At 37.6% G+C, this 19187-nt stretch carries 18 protein-coding genes; 8 read left to right on the top strand and 10 right to left on the bottom strand.

Going from position 1 to position 19187, the window contains the following annotated elements:
- Positions 1-44 precede the first annotated feature (44 nt).
- From metI to ACQWU4_RS04530, 3 genes are read right to left on the bottom strand one after another with little or no spacing between them, the layout of a single operon-like run.
- Entirely contained in the window at positions 45-701 is a 657-nt protein-coding gene (gene metI / locus ACQWU4_RS04540; protein ID WP_429934574.1) for a methionine ABC transporter permease MetI, read from the bottom strand.
- Entirely contained in the window at positions 694-1722 is a 1029-nt protein-coding gene (locus ACQWU4_RS04535) for a methionine ABC transporter ATP-binding protein (RefSeq protein ID WP_429934573.1), read from the bottom strand. The genes metI and ACQWU4_RS04535 overlap by 8 nt, the downstream gene beginning before the upstream one ends.
- A gap of 21 nt (positions 1723-1743) precedes the next feature.
- Positions 1744-2739 carry an EamA family transporter gene (locus ACQWU4_RS04530; protein ID WP_429934572.1) on the bottom strand — a complete coding sequence of 332 codons (996 nt, stop codon included), beginning with the start codon at positions 2737-2739 and terminating at the stop codon, positions 1744-1746.
- A gap of 493 nt (positions 2740-3232) precedes the next feature.
- Here ACQWU4_RS04530 and ACQWU4_RS04525 point away from each other — a divergent pair, with 493 nt between their 5' ends.
- Positions 3233-5353: a DNA topoisomerase 3 gene (locus ACQWU4_RS04525; RefSeq protein ID WP_429934571.1), complete on the top strand. Its 2121-nt coding sequence runs from the start codon at positions 3233-3235 to the stop codon at positions 5351-5353.
- A gap of 3 nt (positions 5354-5356) precedes the next feature.
- Here the strand turns inward: ACQWU4_RS04525 and ACQWU4_RS04520 are convergent, their stop codons facing one another.
- Entirely contained in the window at positions 5357-5779 is a 423-nt protein-coding gene (locus ACQWU4_RS04520; RefSeq protein ID WP_429934570.1) for a hypothetical protein, read from the bottom strand.
- A 421-nt stretch (positions 5780-6200) separates the two neighbouring features.
- Here ACQWU4_RS04520 and ACQWU4_RS04515 point away from each other — a divergent pair, with 421 nt between their 5' ends.
- Positions 6201-6623 carry a PaaI family thioesterase gene (locus ACQWU4_RS04515; protein WP_429934569.1) on the top strand — a complete coding sequence of 141 codons (423 nt, stop codon included), beginning with the start codon at positions 6201-6203 and terminating at the stop codon, positions 6621-6623.
- A 106-nt stretch (positions 6624-6729) separates the two neighbouring features.
- Complete coding sequence (locus tag ACQWU4_RS04510) at positions 6730-7074, top strand: phage holin family protein (protein ID WP_429934568.1); 345 nt, start codon at positions 6730-6732, stop codon at positions 7072-7074.
- 199 nt (positions 7075-7273) lie between these two features.
- On the opposite strand, the gene ACQWU4_RS04505 is transcribed toward ACQWU4_RS04510, so the two are convergent.
- A complete protein-coding gene (locus ACQWU4_RS04505) occupies positions 7274-7837 on the bottom strand; it encodes a toxin-antitoxin system YwqK family antitoxin (protein WP_429934567.1) in 564 nt (187 codons plus the stop codon).
- Positions 7834-8427: a GNAT family N-acetyltransferase gene (locus ACQWU4_RS04500; RefSeq protein WP_429934566.1), complete on the bottom strand. Its 594-nt coding sequence runs from the start codon at positions 8425-8427 to the stop codon at positions 7834-7836. The genes ACQWU4_RS04505 and ACQWU4_RS04500 overlap by 4 nt, the downstream gene beginning before the upstream one ends.
- Before the next feature lie 362 nt (positions 8428-8789).
- On the opposite strand from ACQWU4_RS04500, the gene ACQWU4_RS04495 reads away from it, so the two are divergent.
- Both ACQWU4_RS04495 and ACQWU4_RS04490 read left to right on the top strand, forming a co-directional pair.
- Positions 8790-10784 (top strand): prolyl oligopeptidase family serine peptidase, encoded by a 1995-nt coding sequence (locus tag ACQWU4_RS04495; protein WP_429934565.1) that lies wholly within the window; start codon positions 8790-8792, stop codon positions 10782-10784.
- 124 nt (positions 10785-10908) lie between these two features.
- On the top strand, positions 10909-11403 hold the full coding sequence (locus ACQWU4_RS04490; protein ID WP_429934564.1) for a DNA-deoxyinosine glycosylase: 495 nt from the start codon (positions 10909-10911) through the stop codon (positions 11401-11403).
- A gap of 150 nt (positions 11404-11553) precedes the next feature.
- Here the strand turns inward: ACQWU4_RS04490 and ACQWU4_RS04485 are convergent, their stop codons facing one another.
- From ACQWU4_RS04485 to ACQWU4_RS04470, 4 genes are all read right to left on the bottom strand, one after another.
- Positions 11554-12588 carry a phosphotransferase enzyme family protein gene (locus ACQWU4_RS04485; RefSeq protein ID WP_429934563.1) on the bottom strand — a complete coding sequence of 345 codons (1035 nt, stop codon included), beginning with the start codon at positions 12586-12588 and terminating at the stop codon, positions 11554-11556.
- Entirely contained in the window at positions 12579-13481 is a 903-nt protein-coding gene (locus ACQWU4_RS04480; RefSeq protein WP_429934562.1) for a sugar phosphate nucleotidyltransferase, read from the bottom strand. Before ACQWU4_RS04480 ends, ACQWU4_RS04485 begins: the two co-directional genes overlap by 10 nt.
- Positions 13471-14868 (bottom strand): Gfo/Idh/MocA family protein, encoded by a 1398-nt coding sequence (locus ACQWU4_RS04475; protein ID WP_429934561.1) that lies wholly within the window; start codon positions 14866-14868, stop codon positions 13471-13473. The genes ACQWU4_RS04480 and ACQWU4_RS04475 overlap by 11 nt, the downstream gene beginning before the upstream one ends.
- 252 nt (positions 14869-15120) lie before the next feature.
- Positions 15121-15813 (bottom strand): AIM24 family protein, encoded by a 693-nt coding sequence (locus tag ACQWU4_RS04470; RefSeq protein WP_429934560.1) that lies wholly within the window; start codon positions 15811-15813, stop codon positions 15121-15123.
- Between the two features lie 181 nt (positions 15814-15994).
- Here ACQWU4_RS04470 and queA point away from each other — a divergent pair, with 181 nt between their 5' ends.
- The 3 genes from queA (at position 15995) to ACQWU4_RS04455 (ending at position 19166) form a co-directional block, all read left to right on the top strand.
- A complete protein-coding gene (queA, locus tag ACQWU4_RS04465) occupies positions 15995-17044 on the top strand; it encodes a tRNA preQ1(34) S-adenosylmethionine ribosyltransferase-isomerase QueA (RefSeq protein WP_184158681.1) in 1050 nt (349 codons plus the stop codon).
- Between the two features lie 72 nt (positions 17045-17116).
- On the top strand, positions 17117-18151 hold the full coding sequence (rlmN, locus tag ACQWU4_RS04460; RefSeq protein ID WP_429934559.1) for a 23S rRNA (adenine(2503)-C(2))-methyltransferase RlmN: 1035 nt from the start codon (positions 17117-17119) through the stop codon (positions 18149-18151).
- A 76-nt stretch (positions 18152-18227) separates the two neighbouring features.
- Entirely contained in the window at positions 18228-19166 is a 939-nt protein-coding gene (locus ACQWU4_RS04455) for a sterol desaturase family protein (protein WP_429934558.1), read from the top strand.
- Positions 19167-19187: the final 21 nt, after the last annotated feature.

The following is a 19187-nucleotide window of genomic DNA, read 5'->3' as shown; positions in this document are numbered from 1 at the left end:
GTTAAACAAGTGGCTTCAAGAGTCTCAGCCACCTGTAATATTTTTTACCTATGATCGAATTTTTTTGCCAATCTGTCTCCTGCAAACTGTATAATGAATACTAATGCAACCAACAGTACTAGTACAACATTCATGATAACTGCATCATACCCAATGTATCCGTACTGGTATCCGATCTGTCCCAGTCCTCCGGCTCCCAAAGCCCCACCCATAGCAGAATAGCCTACCAAAGTGATCAGAGTGATTGCAGCATTATTGACGAGTGAAGGAAGCGCTTCCGGAAGCAAAACTTTTTGAATGATCTGTAATGGTGACGCTCCTAAAGCTCTGGCTGTTTCTATAAGTCCATGAGGAACTTCAAGAAGGCTGTTTTCCACTAATCTGGCAATAAACGGTGCAGCTCCGACACTTAACGGGACCAAAGCGGCATTCATCCCAATTGAGGTTCCTACAATCACTCTTGTGAATGGAATCATCCAGACAATCAAAATAATAAAAGGAATAGAACGGAAAATATTAACCAGAATAGAAATAATTCTGTAATAAACTGCGTTTTCCAGCAGCTGTCCTTTTCTTGTTAAAAACAGAAGAATTCCAACCGGAAGGCCTAAAACAAATCCAAAAAATCCTGAAACAAACGTCATATAAACCGTTTCCCAAAGTCCCTTTCCCAAAAGAGAAATTACCGAATCACTAAGCATATCCTTTTACTGTATTTTGAATTTTATTCTGGTTAAAATAATAGATGGCTTTCTGGTTTTCCTCGGTTTCTCCCTGTAACTGAAGTAAAAGCTTCCCAAAGTTTGAGTTGCCAAGATATTCTACATCAGCTTTCAGAAGTCTGTAAGGGATTTTATATTGTTCATACAGCGTGGAAAGCAGTTCTTCAACGCTGATATTTTCATTAAGTTCTATTTCAACTAACGGAAATAAGCCGTCTTGCGGTTCTTTCTGCAGTTTTTTATTAAGTTCCTGAGGTATGGTCATGATATCTGAATTTATAAATTGACGGATCACCGGATTTTCTTTATCTGAGATGATCTCGCTTAATGTTCCTTTTGCTAATAATTTTCCCTTATCTATAACAGCCACATGATTGCAGACAGCTTTGATGACTTCCATCTCGTGAGTAATCAGAAGGATAGTAATGCCTAGTCTTTGATTAATATCTCTTAAAAGCTGCAGGATAGATTGTGTAGTTACAGGATCCAGCGCGCTGGTAGCCTCGTCACATAAAAGAAGATAGGGATCATTGGCTAATGCCCTCGCAATGGCCACTCTCTGTTTTTGTCCGCCGGAAAGGCTTTTTGGGTAATCATTGGCTTTGTCTTCCAGTCCGACGATTTTCAGAAGCTCATTCACTTTTTTGTTGATTTCGTCTTTGCTGACGTGATCCAGTTCTAATGGAAGGGCAACATTATCAAAAACAGTTCTCGATGAAAGCAGATTAAAATGCTGGAAGATCATCCCGATTTTTTTGCGTTCACCTGCAAGCTGTTTGGAGCTTAACTTTGTGAAATCTTTTCCGTTGATGATGATCTGCCCTTCATCAGGTCTTTCCAGAAGATTTACAGTACGGATCAGTGTACTTTTTCCGGCGCCGGAAAATCCGATAATGCCAACAATATCTCCTTTCTCCACATTGAGGCTTACCTGATCCAGAGCTTTAAAGATCTGCTTTTTTTGATGAAATGTTTTTGAAATGTTTTTGATTTCTATCATTTTTTAAAGTATAGTTTTAATTTAAATAGGCTGGTACGGTCTGGTAGTCTTATTGAAAAACCGTTTCAGTCTTCTTATCTTCACTTTCGAGCGTTTTGACAGCCTGAAATATTTCGTCACATTGGTAAGAAGTACTCCCAATAATATAATGGATAACCCGTACAGCTGATTTCCGTTAATGGTTTGCCCGGCTACGATCCAGCCCGCCAATACTGTAACAATTGGGTTAATATAAGTATGTGTACTTACTAAAGCTGCAGGTTTTACAGAAAGCAGCCATATGTAAGATAAGTAAGCGACAATTGATCCGAAAAATACTAAGAATAACACACCTGTCCATGCCGAAGCAGGAACGTTGGAGAATGAAAAACCATGCCATTCTTTTCTGGATGCAGCAATAATAAAAGAGGCAACTCCCGCTGTGATAAGCTGTTGGGAAATATTCATGAAAGTAGACTGTGACGCCGGATTTTTCTTTGAATATAGAGAGCCCAGAACCCATGCAACCGAACTTAATGCCAGTACAATAAATGCTGTGATACGAAGATTTCCGTTAACTGCTGTATGGGCTGAACCAGAAACACTTCCGTTCAGGAATAATATAAGGCCGACAAAACCAATGACAAGGCCTATCGGAATGAATTTATCTGAGAAATAATACTTCCAGTTTTTCTTATCAATAGCAATGAACCAGAAAGGCCCGGTTGCAATGGCAATTGCTGCTTCAGAAGCTGATACATATTGTTCACCCCAGGCTACAAGGCCTGTTCCGCCGGTAAGGATAAGTATTCCTGTGATGGCATTTTTTTTCCAGTTGATCAGGGAATTTGCTTTTTCTCCTTTAGCCAGCAGCCAGCCAATCATCAGAAGTCCTGCTGCTAAGAAACGGAATCCGGAAAGAATAAAAGGAGGAAATCCTTTCAGTCCAAATGAAATGGCAAGAAATGTAATTCCCCAGATCACGTAAATATTGATAAATGCCACTGGTATCAGCCAGCTGTTTTTAGAACTGCTCATTGTGTATGTTTTTGTGTGATTGTATTTCAAAATAAAAAGGCCCTACAACGTGGTAAGGCCTTTAGAAATATGTGATATAAAAATAAGGTCAGCCACGGGATTCCTGATGCATAGGCATGCAGTTGCACGTCATCATAGTTTTGATGGTCTGTTTCTTCACGGACTGATGTCTGAATCCTTGTTTCATTTTAATTTCTTTTCCTGAATACGGTTGCAAATATAGGACATATATTTTTATTAGTCCACTAAAACAATAGACTTTTTAGTTTTTTTTATTTTTTGAATTTTTAATTGATTGTTTTTCAGTGGTTTATTTTGTTTTAAATTTTGTTCATATTCAATTTAATCAATGAAAATATCAGGTTTATTGTTGAAAATATGGAAGTGATAGTTCTCTAAACAGGTTAACGTAGTTAGCTGTCAACTCACAACAAAATTGGGTAAATCCAAAAAAAATCCCGACTTTTGTCCCCCTTCAATAATCCCGAGATTCATGAAACTTTGTATTGCAGAAAAGCCAAGTGTTGCCAGAGATATCGCCAAAGTATTAGGTGCTACTACGCCTAAACAGGGCTATATGGAGGGCAACGGATACTGTGTGACATGGACGTTCGGGCATCTTTGTACATTGAAAGAACCTCATGACTACGGTCCTCAGTATAAATCCTGGAATCTTTTTTTATTACCCATTATTCCAAATAATTTTGGGATAAAACTAATTCCCAATAAAGGAGTTGAAAATCAATTTAAAGTAATAGAAAAACTAGTAGAGGAATGTGATGAGGTCATTAACTGCGGTGATGCCGGGCAGGAAGGAGAGTTGATTCAGCGATGGGTCTTGCAGAAAGCAAAATGCAACAAACCGATTCAGCGTTTATGGATTTCATCCCTTACTGAAGAAGCAATCAAAGAAGGATTTGACAACCTGAAACCTGCTGAAGAATATAAAAATCTGTATCTGGCGGGAAATGCAAGAGCAATTGGAGACTGGCTGCTGGGAATTAATGCAACGAGATTATTTACCAAAAAATTCGGAGGGAATAAAGCTGTTCTTTCCATTGGAAGGGTGCAGACACCTACATTGGCGATGCTGGTTCAGCGTCAGAAAGAAATTGATGCATTTACAACCGAAGAATACTGGGAACTTAAAACAAAATACCGTGATGTTATTTTCAATGCGGCAATAGACAGGCTGAAAACTTTAGACCGTGCAGAAAAAGGACTCGAATATCTTAAAGTTAATCCTTTTGAGATTGTTTCCTTTGAAATTAAAGAAGGAAAAGAAAAAAATCCGAGACTTTTTGATCTTACCGGACTTCAGGTGGAAGCCAATAAAAAATATGGTTATTCCGCAGAAAATACTTTGAATTATATCCAGAGTCTTTACGAGAAAAAGCACGTAACCTATCCACGTGTAGACACTACTTATCTATCGGAAAGTCTTTATCCTAAAATAGATGGTATCCTTCGGAAAATGTATTTCTATCAGGAACTTGTTGCTCCATTACTGGAAACATCGATTCCAAAATCAAAAGCGGTTTTTGATGATACGAAAGTGACGGATCACCATGCCATTATCCCAACCGAAGTTCCTCCTTCTCAAAATCTGAGCAGGGAAGAGAAACTCATCTACGATCTTGTTGCCAAACGTTTTATTTCTGTTTTCTATCCTGAATGTAAGATCTCAAATACACTCGTGGAGGGAAAAGTAGGAACAATTCCTTTTAAAACAAGTGGAAGACAGGTTCTTGAACCGGGCTGGAGAGCAGTTTATGCCAAAGAGCCGAAAGAGGAATCTGCAGATAAAGAAAAGGAAAAAGAAGAGGAACAGACCATCCCTGAATTCAAGGTTGGAGAAAGCGGCCCTCACGATCCTATGATCCATCAAGGGAAAACGACACCTCCTAAGCCATACACTGAAGCAACTTTGCTGAGAGCGATGGAGACAGCCGGAAAACAGGTTGAAGACGAGGAACTTCGTGAAATGCTTAAAAATAATGGGATCGGAAGACCATCCACCCGTGCGAACATCATTGAAACCCTTTTCAAAAGGAAATATATTGAGAAGAAAAGGAAAAATCTTATCGCCACTCAAACTGGCATTCAGTTAATTGATACAATCGAGGATGAGCTTCTGAAAAGTCCTGAACTTACTGGAGAATGGGAATCGAAACTCCGCAAAATAGAAAAAGGAGAATATGAGGCCAATCAGTTTAAAGAAGAGCTGATCCAGATGGTTACAGAGCTTACGGATAAAGTAGTATACGGAAAAGGAAAAGTGATTACCCTGCAGGAAGAAGAGAAAGCAGAGGAGAAGAAAAAAAGAGAACCTGCACAGAAAAAAGAACTTCAGTCCTGGGAAGAAACAAAATGCCCGAAATGTAAACAACATAACCTGATTAAAGGAAAAACAGCTGTCGGATGCTCTGATTTCAAAAACTGCGGCTTTAAAATTAGTTTTGATATTTTCGGTAAGAAGCTTTCAGACAAACAGCTTCTGGATTTGGTTTTAAAGGGAAAAACTTCAAAACTGAAAGGATTTTCGACGCATTCTGCAGGTTTAACAGAAGGAGTTTTGACAATTACAGATGAATTTCACGTACAACTGACTTAAGATTTAGCGGAACAATTTATCATACCAGCTACTGATGCCTTTCTTTATGGCATCATGATATTTGCATAATATTTGTGCCAGTTCAAGTTCTGATCTTTCAGATTTATAAGTGTTTAAGGTTAAATAACCGTAAAAATTACCATCCTGATCCATAATTGCCGGAGGATAGGAAGCATAGCTGTTCCACGGAGAATAAGTGCTGTATGAACTTCCATAGTTTCCGTAGCTGTTCCATATAGATTTTGAACTGAACGCGCTCCCATAATCGCTGTAAGAGTTCCAGATAGAATTTTTATCAAACGTATCACAGTTTAAACAGCCGAGATATTGATCCTGATCAGCACCACCATACAGATGCAGGGTCTGTGCATAAAAAATACAGCATACAAGCAGGTTTAGGAATGTGAAGATCTTTTTTGTTGCCATGAGGACTCTTTAGAGCAAAAATAATCTTTTGCCGTAGATAAGGGAGCCATTTTTGAACATTTTATAAACCACCCCGTCAAAAATTCTCTGAATTTTCGCCACCCCACCATGGGAGGGGAATGGTTAGCATCCTATTCAACGATAATCATTGTAAAAATTGTCGGTTTCTCAAAAATTTAAGTGTTCCTTTTTCAAAATATTTGAACTTAAAAATAACTAAAGTATTGAGAAAACTCTTGTACCTTTTGTAGTTGATGGTTTATTATGAGGCTTAAAGATAATTAATATGGTAACGCTGAGCAGAGTCGAAGCGTGCATCTTTAAATTTAGCCAACAAGTAATAAACTTGTTTCAAATTTTCTGGTATTTCTGAAAAACATTTGTGTACTTTGTATTGGCATTCAGATTAAATTAAATATCCATGACACCAGAAAAAAAGAAACTCATCACAGACAGCTTTGAACGCTCCGAAACACTGAAATTTTACCGTGCAGAATTGTTGGAAGTAGATACGGACTTCGTCTCTATAAAAATTCCTAAAATGGAAATGATGACCCGTAAAGCCGGAATGTTCAACGGGGCTATGATTGCTTCTCTGGTTGATGTTTCTTCCGGATATGCTTCGGTCAGCCATTACAAGGATGACTGTTATGTAGTAACGGTTGAGTTGAAGGTCAATTATCTTCGCCCGGCATTGGGAGATGCTTTAGTATCGAAGTCTTACGTAATAAAAGGCGGTGCTAAGATTATTGTGGTAAGGACTGAAATTTATGTTCTTGATGAAAATACCGCTTCGGAAAGTCATGTAGCGACTTCACTGGTGACCATGATGAGAATAAAATAAATCAAAGATTAAAATATTCTTTAAACAAAGAGCCAGACAGGATTTTTTCAAGGCAAATGGAACAGCTTTTGCTCCATAAACACCATAAACATTAAAAAATAATAATATGAACTTAATTATCAGGCTGTTGATTACAGCAATTGTTGCATATCTTTTGACTAAAGTGCTTCCGGGGGTACATTTCGAAGGATTTTCTTCTGCAATTATTTTTGCCATCGTACTGGGGATCTTAAATATTTTTGTAAAACCTATTCTGGGGCTTTTAGGGCTTCCGCTTACGATTATTACCTTAGGATTATTTGCTTTGGTGATCAATGCATTGATCATTTTAATAGCAGATTATTTCATAGACAGTATGGTAGTAGACGGTTTCTGGTGGGCTCTTATCTTTAGTGTGCTGCTGTCATTTGTTACTTCATTGGCCAATTCCATGTTTTCAGATGGAGATTAATTGACCGGAGATAAAATTAATATAAAGGTCTGCTGAAAAGCAGGCCTTTTTTATGCATATAGATTATTGTTTTTGAGATCCTGCTTTTCTTTTGTCTATAGAAAGTTTTTTCATAATAAGTGCTAGGTTCTATATTCTATATTCTGAATATTTTATTTCACCCAGATTGATTTCTTTTGTCATTTTATTTAAAAAAACATTATGGCTGCACTATTATTCCATTTCTATAATTAAATGTCTGAATTGTATCCGATTCATTTTCTATGTCATGAAAAATCATCATTCCATTTCCATTGATTATTTTTCCACAATCAAGTAATTTACCGTTTTTATCAAAACAAGAATTTATCCTGATTAATTTACCTTTATCATAAAAACGTTCAGTATATAAATTACCATTTTTATAATACCATTTCCATAATCCGGTCTGTTTATCATCCTTCAATTCTCCTTTTCCCATAAATTCTCCACTGTCGAAATAATAATTCCAGATTCCGTTTTGCTTATCTTTTATATATTGTCCTCTTTGGTGTATTTTCCCGTTAGGATAAAAATATTTCCATTTGCCGGTTTTTTCACCTCTAGAATATTTTCCTGTTGAGTTTAATCTCCCGTTTTTATAGAAATTCCGTTTTCCGTTTTTGAGATGATCTATGCTTTTGCCTTCGCCGTTCTTTTCATTTTCATTTACTGTTGTCTTGGTGGCTGAGCATGAAACCAGCAATATAAGTATTGAAAAAAATAAAACTTTACGTAGTATCATAAGCTTTTTCCCAAATTCATTTTTACGTTCTCATTCCATTCATTTTTCAGGATGCTTAAACGGGTAACGTCAATCCTGTTACCTGTTGCGTCTGTACTGCAGTTCCTCAAAACACCTTCCACCACGCAGCCTATGCTTTTCATTGCATTAATACTTCTGTTATTTTTACTGTTTGCAGCAAAGGCAACACGTTCCATATTCAGTTTTTCGAATGCAAATTCCAGGAGCAGATACTTACAGTTTTTATTGATTCCGCTTCCCTGATATTGTTTTCCATACCATGTATACCCGATTTCAATCGTCTTATTTTCTGAAAAAATGGCATAAAATCTTGTGCTGCCTGCATATTTTTGATTTTTTTTGTCGAATACTATAAACGGGTATTCTTTTTCATTTTCCCTTTGACTAACGGCATTAGTGATATACTTTTCAAGGTTTTTCCTTCCGTTTGCCCCTCCGGAATTGTATTCCCATATTTCCGGTTCATGTTCAGAATACTCCAGTAGAAGATTAAAATCTGAATGTTTTAGCGGTTCCAGTCTTACCGATTCATTTTCCAGGATATAATCTTCTTTAAAATCTAAATTCATTGGTTGATGTTTTTGTATAGTATTTTAGTTACGTTGTCAGTTTTAATCCCTGCAATTTTAAGAATCCTCCGGTTAAGATATCTTTATCAGTGCAGACTGCCGGAGAATATAAATGCTAATTTAGGATTAAATTTAAATAAACAGTTAAAAAACAATTCTTATATAAATTCCGTAATGAAGATGAAAAAATGATCCTTATTTCCAAAAGCATATGAAAACCTGATTTCTGCATCCAAATGAACTGGCAATATCATCTTTGCAATTAGGATAAAAATACTAACTTTGACAATCTTTGAATTAAACTAAAAGGAATTATGAAATCAGCAGGAATTCATATTTCCGTTAAAAATCAATATCAACATATGAAACTTAAGTACAGTCTGCTTGCTTTGGCAGCTCCGCTTTTAATGAATGCACAACAGTTAATGACGCCTGAGATCCTTTGGACTTTGAAAAAAGTAGGAGTACAGGCAGTTTCACCGGATCAGTCTTCACTTATTTATAAAGTAGGGCAGGTAGATCTGAAAACAGAAAAAACCAAGAATGAAAACTATTTTCTTAATGTTCTCAATAACCAGTCTTCCAAAATAGATTTTGGCAAAAAAGCCCTTATCCAGTGGGATAAAAATGGAATTTATGCCCAGGAAGGAGATAAGATCTTTCTTTCGAAAGACAACGGAAAAACATGGTCTGAATTTTACACCATCGGAGAAGTTGATAATATCGTAATCTCTCCGGACGGTAAAAAAATTGCTTTCAGCAAACAGGTTCTGGTAGAAAAATTAATGGGTAAAGACAAATACAGCGATACTCCTAAAACTACCGCTCAGGTTTACACAGATCTGAACCACAGACACTGGGATTATTTCAATGAAGGGAAATATAACCACGTTTTTGTAGTTAATACCACAGATAAAGCAGAATCTGCAAAAGACCTTCTGGAAAGTAAAACATGGGACTCTCCTCAACGACCTTTCGGGGGAGCTGAAGACTTTATCTGGAGCCCGGATTCTACCCAGCTTTTATACGTTACAAAACCTAAAAGCGGAAAAGAATACTCTACAAGCACGAATACGGATATTTTTGCTTATGATCTGGCTTCAGGAACCACAAAAAACTTAACAGAAACAAATAAAGGGTATGATGTCAATCCAAAATTTAGTCCTGACGGAAAATCTCTTATCTGGCAAAGTATGGCGAGAGACGGTTATGAAGCGGATAAAAATGATGTAAAGATCATGGACTGGAAATCCGGTAAGACTACAAACCTTACTGCAGGATGGGATGAGAGTGTTTCAGGAGATGTATTCTGGAGCGGAGATTCAAAAACAATTTATTTTACAGCAGCGTTCAGAGGGACAAAACAGCTTTTCTCTGTAGATCCTAAAGCATCAAAAGTACAGCAGATCACAAAAGGAGATTTTGATGTAAACGAAATCTTTACTGACAATAAAACCTCACTTTTAGTAGGAAGAACAGATATAAACCATGCAACTGAATTATTCTCTGTGAACCTGAAGAACGGAGAAATGAAGCAGGTTACTGAAGCCAACAAAGATACATATGCTAAACTGGCTCAGGGAAAATCTGAATTGAAGATGGTAAAAACAACAGACGGCAAAGAAATGGGTGTATGGTTCCACTACCCGCCAAACTTTGATCCGAACAAAAAATATCCTACACTGGTATATTGCCAGGGAGGTCCGCAATCTGCACTGACACAATATTTCAGTACAAGATGGAACTTCTCACTCATGGCAGCAAACGGATATATCATCGTTGCTCCAAACAGAAGAGGAATGCCGGGCTGGGGAACAAAATGGAATGAAGATATTTCCAAAGACTGGGGCGGACAGCCAATGAAAGATTATCTTGCAGCAACAGACTATGCCAAAACATTACCTTACGTAGACGGTGAAAGAGTAGCGGCAGTAGGAGCGAGCTACGGAGGATACAGCGTATTTATGTTAGCTGGAATCCACGAAAACAGATTTAAAACGTTCATTGCCCATGACGGGTTATTTGATATGAAATCATGGTACCTTACTACTGAAGAACTTTGGTTTGCCAACTGGGATCTTGGTTCTCCGTGGGAAAAACCGCTTCCAAAAGCTTATACAGACTTCAATCCAAGCAATTTTGTTGATAAATGGAACAAACCTATTATGATTGTTCAGGGAGGAATAGATTTCCGTGTACCTTACGAACAAGGACAGGAAGCTTTCCAGGCAGCAAAATTAAAAGGGTTGAAATCCAAACTGGTTTATTTTCCTAATGAAAACCACTGGGTACTTCATCCGCAAAACGGACTGGTATGGCAGAGAGAATTCTTTGACTGGCTGAAGGAAACACTTTAAGAATTAAAAATTAAGAATGAATAATTAAAAATAGATTATTCTTTTAAATAGTAACAGGAGCGGGCTTTAGCCTGCTTTTTGTTTTCAACAGGAAAGGCTTTAGCCAAATTTTATATATTTGAATATGCAAAACAGAATTTCTTCGTTTCCTCCACTCATTGATTCCCAATCTGAGATTTTAATTTTGGGTTCAATCCCTGGAGTCAAATCATTGGAGAAACAGCAGTATTATGCACATCCGCAGAATAAATTCTGGACTATTATCTTCCATCTTTTCAATGAAGAATTCACAGAAGATTATATACAGAGGCTTGACACTTTAAAGAAGCATCATATCGCAGTCTGGGACGTCATTGATTCCTGTGAAAGAAAAGGAAGTCTGGATTCTGAAATCAGAAATGAAGAAGCAAACCAGATAGCTGAGCTTTTGGATGAGCATCCCAATATCAAAGCGATTTTCTGTAACGGAGGGAAATCATTCAAGAATCTGCAGAAACTTTTAGGCAAAAATTACAGATTACCAATATTTCAGCTTCCTTCTACGAGCCCGCTTCACACTGTTTCATTCGATAAAAAGTTAGAAGAATGGAAGGTTATTTTGAATTTTTTAAATAAATAATTGAAAAGGTCTCTCGCAGATTACGCAGATTTTTTCTAAATAATTTGATGGACTTTCGGTTTTCAAAACTATTTACAGAAATATATTTAATCAAAATCCGATATATATGTACAAAAATCTGCGTAATCTGCTAAATCTGCGAGAGTATTATTAATCCTCTTTTAAATATTGCCTCAATCCCTTTAGCAGCTCCAGCTGATTTCTGGTTCTATCCAGATTATGTTCAGCATACTTTGTAGAGTAGTAAGTGCTTCCATTCAGATAATCGGTCAGAAAACGGACGGCCTGAATATAGATGACAGTTTGTGCGGCATAATCCAGATTTTCAAGCTCTTCAAAGGTCAGCTTGTTTTTTAAATGGAGTAAAAATCCGTCCTTTACGGTTCTGTAAATATGCGGGTTAAAATTATTATATGCATATCCGTTATCCTCGTCCAGTGTATTGGTGTAGGATCTTGCCATGTCTCCGAAGTCATACAGGATTGTAGAAATTGTTACCGTATCCAGATCAATAACAGCCAAAGGTTGGGAAGTTTCGTCAAAAAGAATATTTCTGACATTCGGATCTCCATGAATAATTCGCTTGGGAAGCAGATTTTCTTTTTCCATTTCGATCCACTTTTGAGGAAGGAAAAGCAGCTCATTCATTATTTCAATTTCTGATGCAGCATTTTTCAGCAGATCTTCATCGGCGTGTTGTAATGAAGTCTGGTAATCTAATATTCTCTTTTCAAAATTAATAAAATCAGCAATCGGGGTCTGAATATCAGGTAAAGTTTCAGGATTTACAGTATTTAGAAAGCTGCCGACAGCCTTTGCAGATTCATAGGCAGTCTTTATATCCGGAATCTTAAAGAAGGTTTTTGTATCTTCTATAAAGCCAAGCATTCTCCAGGATTCTCCGTTTTCATCTTTTATAATGAAATTTCCGGATAAAGCTTCTTTTGGTTTTACAAGTTGTAAAGAATAGTTTCCGTTTTCCAGCATCTCGTTGATCAATAGGTGATTATGACTGATGATTTCAGGGAACTTAAAAACCTCGGTGTTAATCTTTTGAAGAATAAATTTCTCTTTAGAATCATGATTCTCCACAAGATAAGTTGTATTGATCAATCCGTTGGTAATAGGAATGATACTGCAATTTTCAGTTCCGGTAAATCCGGTAACGATTTGTTTTAGTTCCATAGATCTTCGGGATATCTGTTTTTTTTGATCTCTGATGTCAGAAAATCTTTAATACTGCTTTTATCATCTGCATAGGTTACTCCCATCCACTGGGAAGGGGAGGTTTTCACGAGAACCTTTGCCTTTTTTTCATCAATCATTCTCTGTACGGCAGAAGGAATATAAAATTCCTGTGATGGCTCCGGACCTGAATGTATAAAATCATTAAAATAAGCATCAAGAGCATCAAAAATATGAGGATGAAAAATGAAAAAGTTCATAGATACCAATGTGTCGGGAGCTATTTCCATATCCTTTCCGTTTGCTGTATAAACAATTGAATTTCCACTCTTTCGGATAGAAGTCTGTTCCTCTATTTTTATCAGAAAACTGTCATTATCCGTTGCACATATTCCCCTTGCTACATTACCGTTTCCACTCAGAGTAGATTCTACAGGATAGGCAGCCATTCCAAACTGTGATCCGGAAATATGAAGGTCAATTTCCTTTGCTGCAAGCTGATAGGCTTCCTTCCCATAAAAATCATCTGCATTAACCATCACAAAAGGCTCATTTACCACATTTTTTGCACAGAGAACAGCATGTCCCGTTCCCCAGGGCTTTTGTCGGTGTGATACATCAAAACCCGAAGGAAGGAAACAGTCTGTTTCCTGATACACCCACTGAAGTTCAAAATGAACTTTTCCTGATATTGTATTTAATCTTTCAATATAACTTTGAGGAATAAGCCTGTTTACAATGACAACAACCTTACTGAAGCCGGCTTCCAATGCATCATATATGGAATATTCAAGGATTGGCGAACCGTTATCCAGTATTCCGTCTATCTGTTTCAGCCCTTTATAACGGCTTCCCAGTCCGCCGGCCAATATAAGCAGTGTTTTAGAACTCATCGGTCATTCCGAATACAGGTTTACGGGTTTTCCATTTTCCATTGGTAAAATCAGGAATGTCTACAGCCTGACCTCCTTTCGAAATAGATTCCTCGCTGAGCGGAGTGATAGAATACCATAAGGCAAGATCATACACATCCATCGGGAATTCTATATTTCGCTTGATACATTCAATGAAGGTATTCATTACGAAGAAATCCATTCCGCCATGTCCTGCGCCTGCAGCAGTACTTTCGAATTTTTTCCAGATCGGGTGGTCAAATTCCTTCATCCACTTTTCTGTATTCTCCCAACGATGGCTGTGATTCATTGTTTTTTCAAAATAAATATGCCCCTGGTTGAAATCTCCCCAGCCGAAATCCTGCCATAGACCTTCCGTACCCTGCACCCTGAATCCAAGGTCATAAGGCCTCTGCAAGCTTGTATCATGGGTTAAAAGTATCGTTTCACCATTCGCACAGGCAATCTGTGTAGTGACAATATCTCCCTGATTAAATTTTACTTTGGCATTAGGATGATTTTCTCCACCTTTTGGATGTTCCGCAATATATTTATGCAGCCCAACAGATTTTGAAGAGAATGATGAAAGCCTTGTCAGACGGTTTCCCCGGTTGATATCCATCATAACAGCTACAGGTCCCAATCCATGGGTAGGATAAAGCTCACCATTACGCTTTACGTAGTGTTCCGTTCTCCAGTGGGCCTCACTGAAACCTTTTTCTCCGAATTCAGCGCCGGAATTATAAGGTGTGACTCCGTCATTGAAAAGAACACCTCTTAAATCATGCTGATAGCCGCCTCTTCCATGAACCAGCTCACCGAACATTCCCTTACGGACCATATTCATAATAGCCATAATATCCCTGCGGTAGCATACATTCTCCATCATGAAAATAGGAACTTTCGTTTCCTCGTATACTTTCACAAATTCCCAGCAATCCTGCAGTTTTATAGCTCCGGAAACTTCCATGCCTACAATTTTTTTTGCCCGCATGGCTTCAGTGCCCTGTGGAAGGTGCCATTCCCAGGGGGTGGCAATTACAACAGCATCTATGGTCTTTAATTTTAAAAGGTTCCGGTAATCATATTCGCCGTTTGAAAATTCCTGCGCGGCAGATTTATTATTGTCTTTCAGTATTTTTTGAGAGGCCAGAAGCATTCTTTTGTCCGGATCTGCAAAAGCTACAATTTCTACATCATTACGCTTTGCCAGAAGCTTTACGTGTTCCTGTCCGCGGAGTCCTACACCAATAAAACCTACCCGTACTTTTTTATCTGATTTAAAGTCACTGGAATAGGCAAATAAAGAATTGGGTAAAACCAATGCGCCAAAGCTTGCGAGAGTAGCGGTTTTAATGAAATTTCTGCGTGAAGTGGTGGTGTCCATTAAAATTTTTTCCTAAATATATTAAAAAGTTGCGAGGTAAAGGCTATAGATGCGGGTTTCGGGATAGGATTATCAGTTGAAATTTGCAGGATTTAAGTGGCAGATCGATGGTTTTTCAATAAGTTAGGCATGGATTATTTTTATATTAAATTTTATTTAAAAACAGATAAAAGATGATACTCCTGGACAAAATAAAAAACGGCTGTCCGGATAAAGGAGCAGCCGTTTTTAGAATCATCAATTTTTAATATATTATTTTTCTGTGAAATATACTTCTTCATATGGCTGGATCAATACCCATCCGTTTCCTGAGAATTTCATCTGGAATTCTTCACCGCTTCCTCTTCCGATAAGGCTTTTTAACGAAACGTTGGTTTTCAGATCCGGGCTCAGGTTACCGGACCAGGCTACAGTAGCATTAGGGTCTGTGAATACAGGATTATCCGGAGTTACCATTAATGTTAATGGTTCACCATGAGTAGTAATTGCAATATGCCCGGTTCCGGAAAGCTTTACCTGAAAAAGACCGCCTGCCATCATTCCTGCCACACTTTTAAGCATGGTAATATCACTTTTTATACTCTGCTCATGTGCCAAAACATCATTTCCGTTAACACATACAGATTCATTGTTCAGATAAAGGATACGTACTTTCTTACCGGAATCTGCCACATACAGCTTACCGTTTCCTTCCGCCTTCATTAATTTTGTTCCTTCACCGCTGATTGCTTTCTTTAAAAGATTACCGATACCTCCGGCCAGCATTCCCTGTCTTTCAAAATTGATGCCTCCTACATAACCTACCATGCTGCCTCTTTTGGTCCATACAGCCTGATTGTTAAGATTGATTTCCAGCATATGTGGTGTTTCAAGTTCAAAATAATCTCTCTGTTGTGGATTTTCTTTAGTTTCGTTCACGAAAGCTTCCAATGAATATTTGCTCATAGTGTAAATTTTTTTAAAATATTTTCAAAAATAATCTTTTTTCTCTTCACTGATTACCGTAGAATCACGGTTTTACATTTGATTTTAAATAATACTTGACAAAGGGGTATTGAATGTCGTATATTTGCACTCCGAAAATTACACTTGTAATTTATATAATTTTTAAACCGTAATTTAAAAAATGAAAACATCAGATTTTAATTTTGATCTACCTGCGGAATTATTGGCAGAACACCCGTCTGAGCACAGAGATGAAGCGAGATTAATGGTTCTTAACAGAAAAACTGAAACTATTGAGCATAAGCTGTTTAAAGATGTAGTGGACTATTTCGATGAGAAAGATCTATTCATTTTCAACAATACTAAAGTTTTCCCTGCACGTCTTTATGGAAATAAAGAAAAAACAGGTGCTAAAATTGAAGTTTTCCTTTTAAGAGAGCTTGATAAAGAAACCAGAGTATGGGATGTTCTTGTAGATCCTGCAAGAAAAATCAGAATCGGTAACAAATTATTCTTTACTGAGGATGAGTCTTTGGTAGCTGAAGTTATCGACAATACTACTTCAAGAGGAAGAACACTAAGATTTTTGTTCGATGGTTCTTATGAAGAATTCAGAACAAAACTTAAAGAACTGGGAGAAACGCCGCTTCCAAAATACATCAAAAGAGCTGTAGAGCCGGAAGATGCAGAAAGATACCAGACTATTTATGCTAAAGTAGAAGGAGCAGTTGCTGCACCTACAGCAGGTCTTCACTTCTCCAAGCATTTGATGAAAAAATTAGAGATCAAAGGAATCGATTTTGCTGAAGTAACGCTTCACGTTGGTTTGGGAACTTTCAATCCGATCGAGGTGGAAGATCTTTCCAAGCATAAAATGGAGTCTGAGGAGATCATCATTGATGAGAAAAATGCTGAGATCATCAACAGAGCGGTAGATGCCCACAGAAGAGTTTGTGCGGTAGGTACTACTACAATGAGAGCATTGGAAACTTCTGTTTCTTCAAACAAAAAAATCTCTGCTTTCAATGGCTGGACAAACAAATTCATTTACCCGCCTCACGATTTCGGAGTGGCCAACTCTATGATCACCAATTTCCACACGCCAAAATCAACATTACTGATGATGATTGCCGCATTTGCCGGAAAAGATTTTATCATGCATGCTTATGAAGAAGCCGTAAAAGAAAAGTATAAATTCTATTCTTACGGTGACGCAATGCTAATTTTATAAAAAAAGATATAAGGTAAAAGGTTGCAGGTAGTAGTTACCTGCGACCTGAAACCTATCATCTGCAACCTTACAATGAAAGATATCCGAGTTTTATCATTAGACCAGCTTAAAGATTACTTTGTGACTTTAGGGGAAAAACCGTTTCGTGCGAAACAGGTTTATGACTGGCTATGGAGTAAAAATCTCCATTCGATCGATGAAATGACCAATCTTTCGAAATCTCTCCGTGAAAAAATTTCCGAAGAGTACACTATCAATCCGGTTTCTGTAGACCAGCTTCAGAAAAGTACGGACGGAACCATCAAAAACGGGGTGAAGCTTCATGACGGATTATTGGTGGAGTCTGTTCTTATTCCTACTGAAACCAGAACTACAGCCTGTGTTTCCTCACAGGTAGGATGCTCGCTCAACTGCGAATTCTGTGCAACGGCAAGGCTGAAAAGAATGAGAAACCTTGAAGTAGCTGAAATTGTAGATCAGGTTGCCCTGATAGACAGTCAAAGTAAAATGTATTTTAACAGACCGCTTTCCAACATTGTCTTTATGGGAATGGGAGAGCCGATGATGAATTACAAAAATGTAGTGGAAGCCATCCGAAAAATTACCCAGCCGGAAGGTTTGGGAATGTCCCCAAGAAGAATTACCGTTTCTACATCAGGAATTCCGAAGATGATCAAAATGCTTGCGGATGATGAACTTCGTGTAAAACTGGCACTTTCGCTTCACTCTGCTATTGAGTCCAAACGTAATGAGATCATGCCTTTCTCTGATAAATTTCCATTGACAGATATTATGGAAGCTCTTCAGTACTGGTACCAGAAAACTGGTTCTGTGATTACTTTTGAATACTGTGTATGGAAAGGAATCAATGACGGTGATGAAGACATCAAAGCTCTGATTAAATACTGTAAACAGGTTCCTTCCAAAGTGAATCTGATTCAGTATAATCCTATCGGAGATGGAAAATATGATCAGTGCAACAAGCAGGCAGAAGAGAATTATGTACGTCAGCTGGAAAATGCGGGAATTACTGTAATGATCAGAAAAAGCCGTGGCGGAGATATTGATGCAGCATGCGGACAGCTTGCCAATAAAACAGCAGATTAAAATTTTCTTAAAAAATCCAAATTTTTCCTTAAATTTTTCATAAAAGCCTAACTTTACGTAAAATAAAAAAGTTATTATGGACTTCTTTATGAGTGAAGACGGGCTGGAAAATGTTTATGCATGGGCTATTCCGTTTCATGCTGCCGTTATTTTGGCAGAAATGATCTACAGTCATGTTTCTGAAGCCAAGCTGTACAATGGAAAAGATGTTGCAACCAGCGTTTATCTTGCCCTGATGAATTTCGGTCTGGATCTGGTCATGAAGGCTTTTGCCATGGGAGTGATGTTTTTCTTTTATAATCACAGGCTTTTTACATGGAATTTCAATATCTGGTACTGGCTTATCTGCTTTATAATCACTGATTTTGCTTATTATGTGCTGCATTATGTGGATCATCATTCCAGGGCATTCTGGGCAGTTCATATTACTCATCATAATTCAGAATATTTCAATCTAACAACAGGTTTCAGAAGTCCGGTATTACAGCCGCTTTACAGATATCTTTACTTTTCACCTCTGGCTTTTTTAGGATTTAATCCATGGCATATTATGGTTGTTTATGCGATAGGGCAGGTATATGGAACCTGGGTGCATACGCAGACTGTGAAGACTATGGGAATACTGGAATATATTCTGGTAACCCCATCACATCATAGAGTACATCATGCATGTAATATCAAATATCTGGACCGCAATATGGGCATGTGCCTGATCATCTGGGATAAAATATTCGGAACCTTTGAGAAAGAGGATCCGGATGTGCCTGTAAAATATGGAATTTATCCTAAAATGCCAGATAATAAACCTGACACCGTTCTCTTTTACGAATGGAGAAAAATCTGGAAAGATATTAAACAACCGGGACTGAAAATGTCAGACAGGATCAATTATATCTTCAATTCTCCAGGTTGGAGGCATGACGGCACAGGAAAAACGGTAAGACAGTATCAGAAAGATTATTTAATGAAGCAGGTTAAAAAACAGGAAAAAAAACAAAAAATGAAATCTGCCTGAGATATTTTTTGTTGCAAATCA

The organism is Chryseobacterium sp. MIQD13, assembly GCF_050496705.1.
Classification (GTDB): Bacteria; Bacteroidota; Bacteroidia; order Flavobacteriales; family Weeksellaceae; genus Chryseobacterium.
This window is presented reverse-complemented; position numbering and strand designations above follow the sequence as displayed.

Coding starts and splice junctions, on each gene's coding strand:
- metI (WP_429934574.1), bottom strand. CDS start 701: ATGCTTAGTGATTCGGTAATTTCTCTTTTGGGAAAGGGACTTTGGGAA.
- ACQWU4_RS04535 (WP_429934573.1), bottom strand. CDS start 1,722: ATGATAGAAATCAAAAACATTTCAAAAACATTTCATCAAAAAAAGCAG.
- ACQWU4_RS04530 (WP_429934572.1), bottom strand. CDS start 2,739: ATGAGCAGTTCTAAAAACAGCTGGCTGATACCAGTGGCATTTATCAAT.
- ACQWU4_RS04525 (WP_429934571.1), top strand. CDS start 3,233: ATGAAACTTTGTATTGCAGAAAAGCCAAGTGTTGCCAGAGATATCGCC.
- ACQWU4_RS04520 (WP_429934570.1), bottom strand. CDS start 5,779: ATGGCAACAAAAAAGATCTTCACATTCCTAAACCTGCTTGTATGCTGT.
- ACQWU4_RS04515 (WP_429934569.1), top strand. CDS start 6,201: ATGACACCAGAAAAAAAGAAACTCATCACAGACAGCTTTGAACGCTCC.
- ACQWU4_RS04510 (WP_429934568.1), top strand. CDS start 6,730: ATGAACTTAATTATCAGGCTGTTGATTACAGCAATTGTTGCATATCTT.
- ACQWU4_RS04505 (WP_429934567.1), bottom strand. CDS start 7,837: ATGATACTACGTAAAGTTTTATTTTTTTCAATACTTATATTGCTGGTT.
- ACQWU4_RS04500 (WP_429934566.1), bottom strand. CDS start 8,427: ATGAATTTAGATTTTAAAGAAGATTATATCCTGGAAAATGAATCGGTA.
- ACQWU4_RS04495 (WP_429934565.1), top strand. CDS start 8,790: ATGAAACTTAAGTACAGTCTGCTTGCTTTGGCAGCTCCGCTTTTAATG.
- ACQWU4_RS04490 (WP_429934564.1), top strand. CDS start 10,909: ATGCAAAACAGAATTTCTTCGTTTCCTCCACTCATTGATTCCCAATCT.
- ACQWU4_RS04485 (WP_429934563.1), bottom strand. CDS start 12,588: ATGGAACTAAAACAAATCGTTACCGGATTTACCGGAACTGAAAATTGC.
- ACQWU4_RS04480 (WP_429934562.1), bottom strand. CDS start 13,481: ATGAGTTCTAAAACACTGCTTATATTGGCCGGCGGACTGGGAAGCCGT.
- ACQWU4_RS04475 (WP_429934561.1), bottom strand. CDS start 14,868: ATGGACACCACCACTTCACGCAGAAATTTCATTAAAACCGCTACTCTC.
- ACQWU4_RS04470 (WP_429934560.1), bottom strand. CDS start 15,813: ATGAGCAAATATTCATTGGAAGCTTTCGTGAACGAAACTAAAGAAAAT.
- queA (WP_184158681.1), top strand. CDS start 15,995: ATGAAAACATCAGATTTTAATTTTGATCTACCTGCGGAATTATTGGCA.
- rlmN (WP_429934559.1), top strand. CDS start 17,117: ATGAAAGATATCCGAGTTTTATCATTAGACCAGCTTAAAGATTACTTT.
- ACQWU4_RS04455 (WP_429934558.1), top strand. CDS start 18,228: ATGGACTTCTTTATGAGTGAAGACGGGCTGGAAAATGTTTATGCATGG.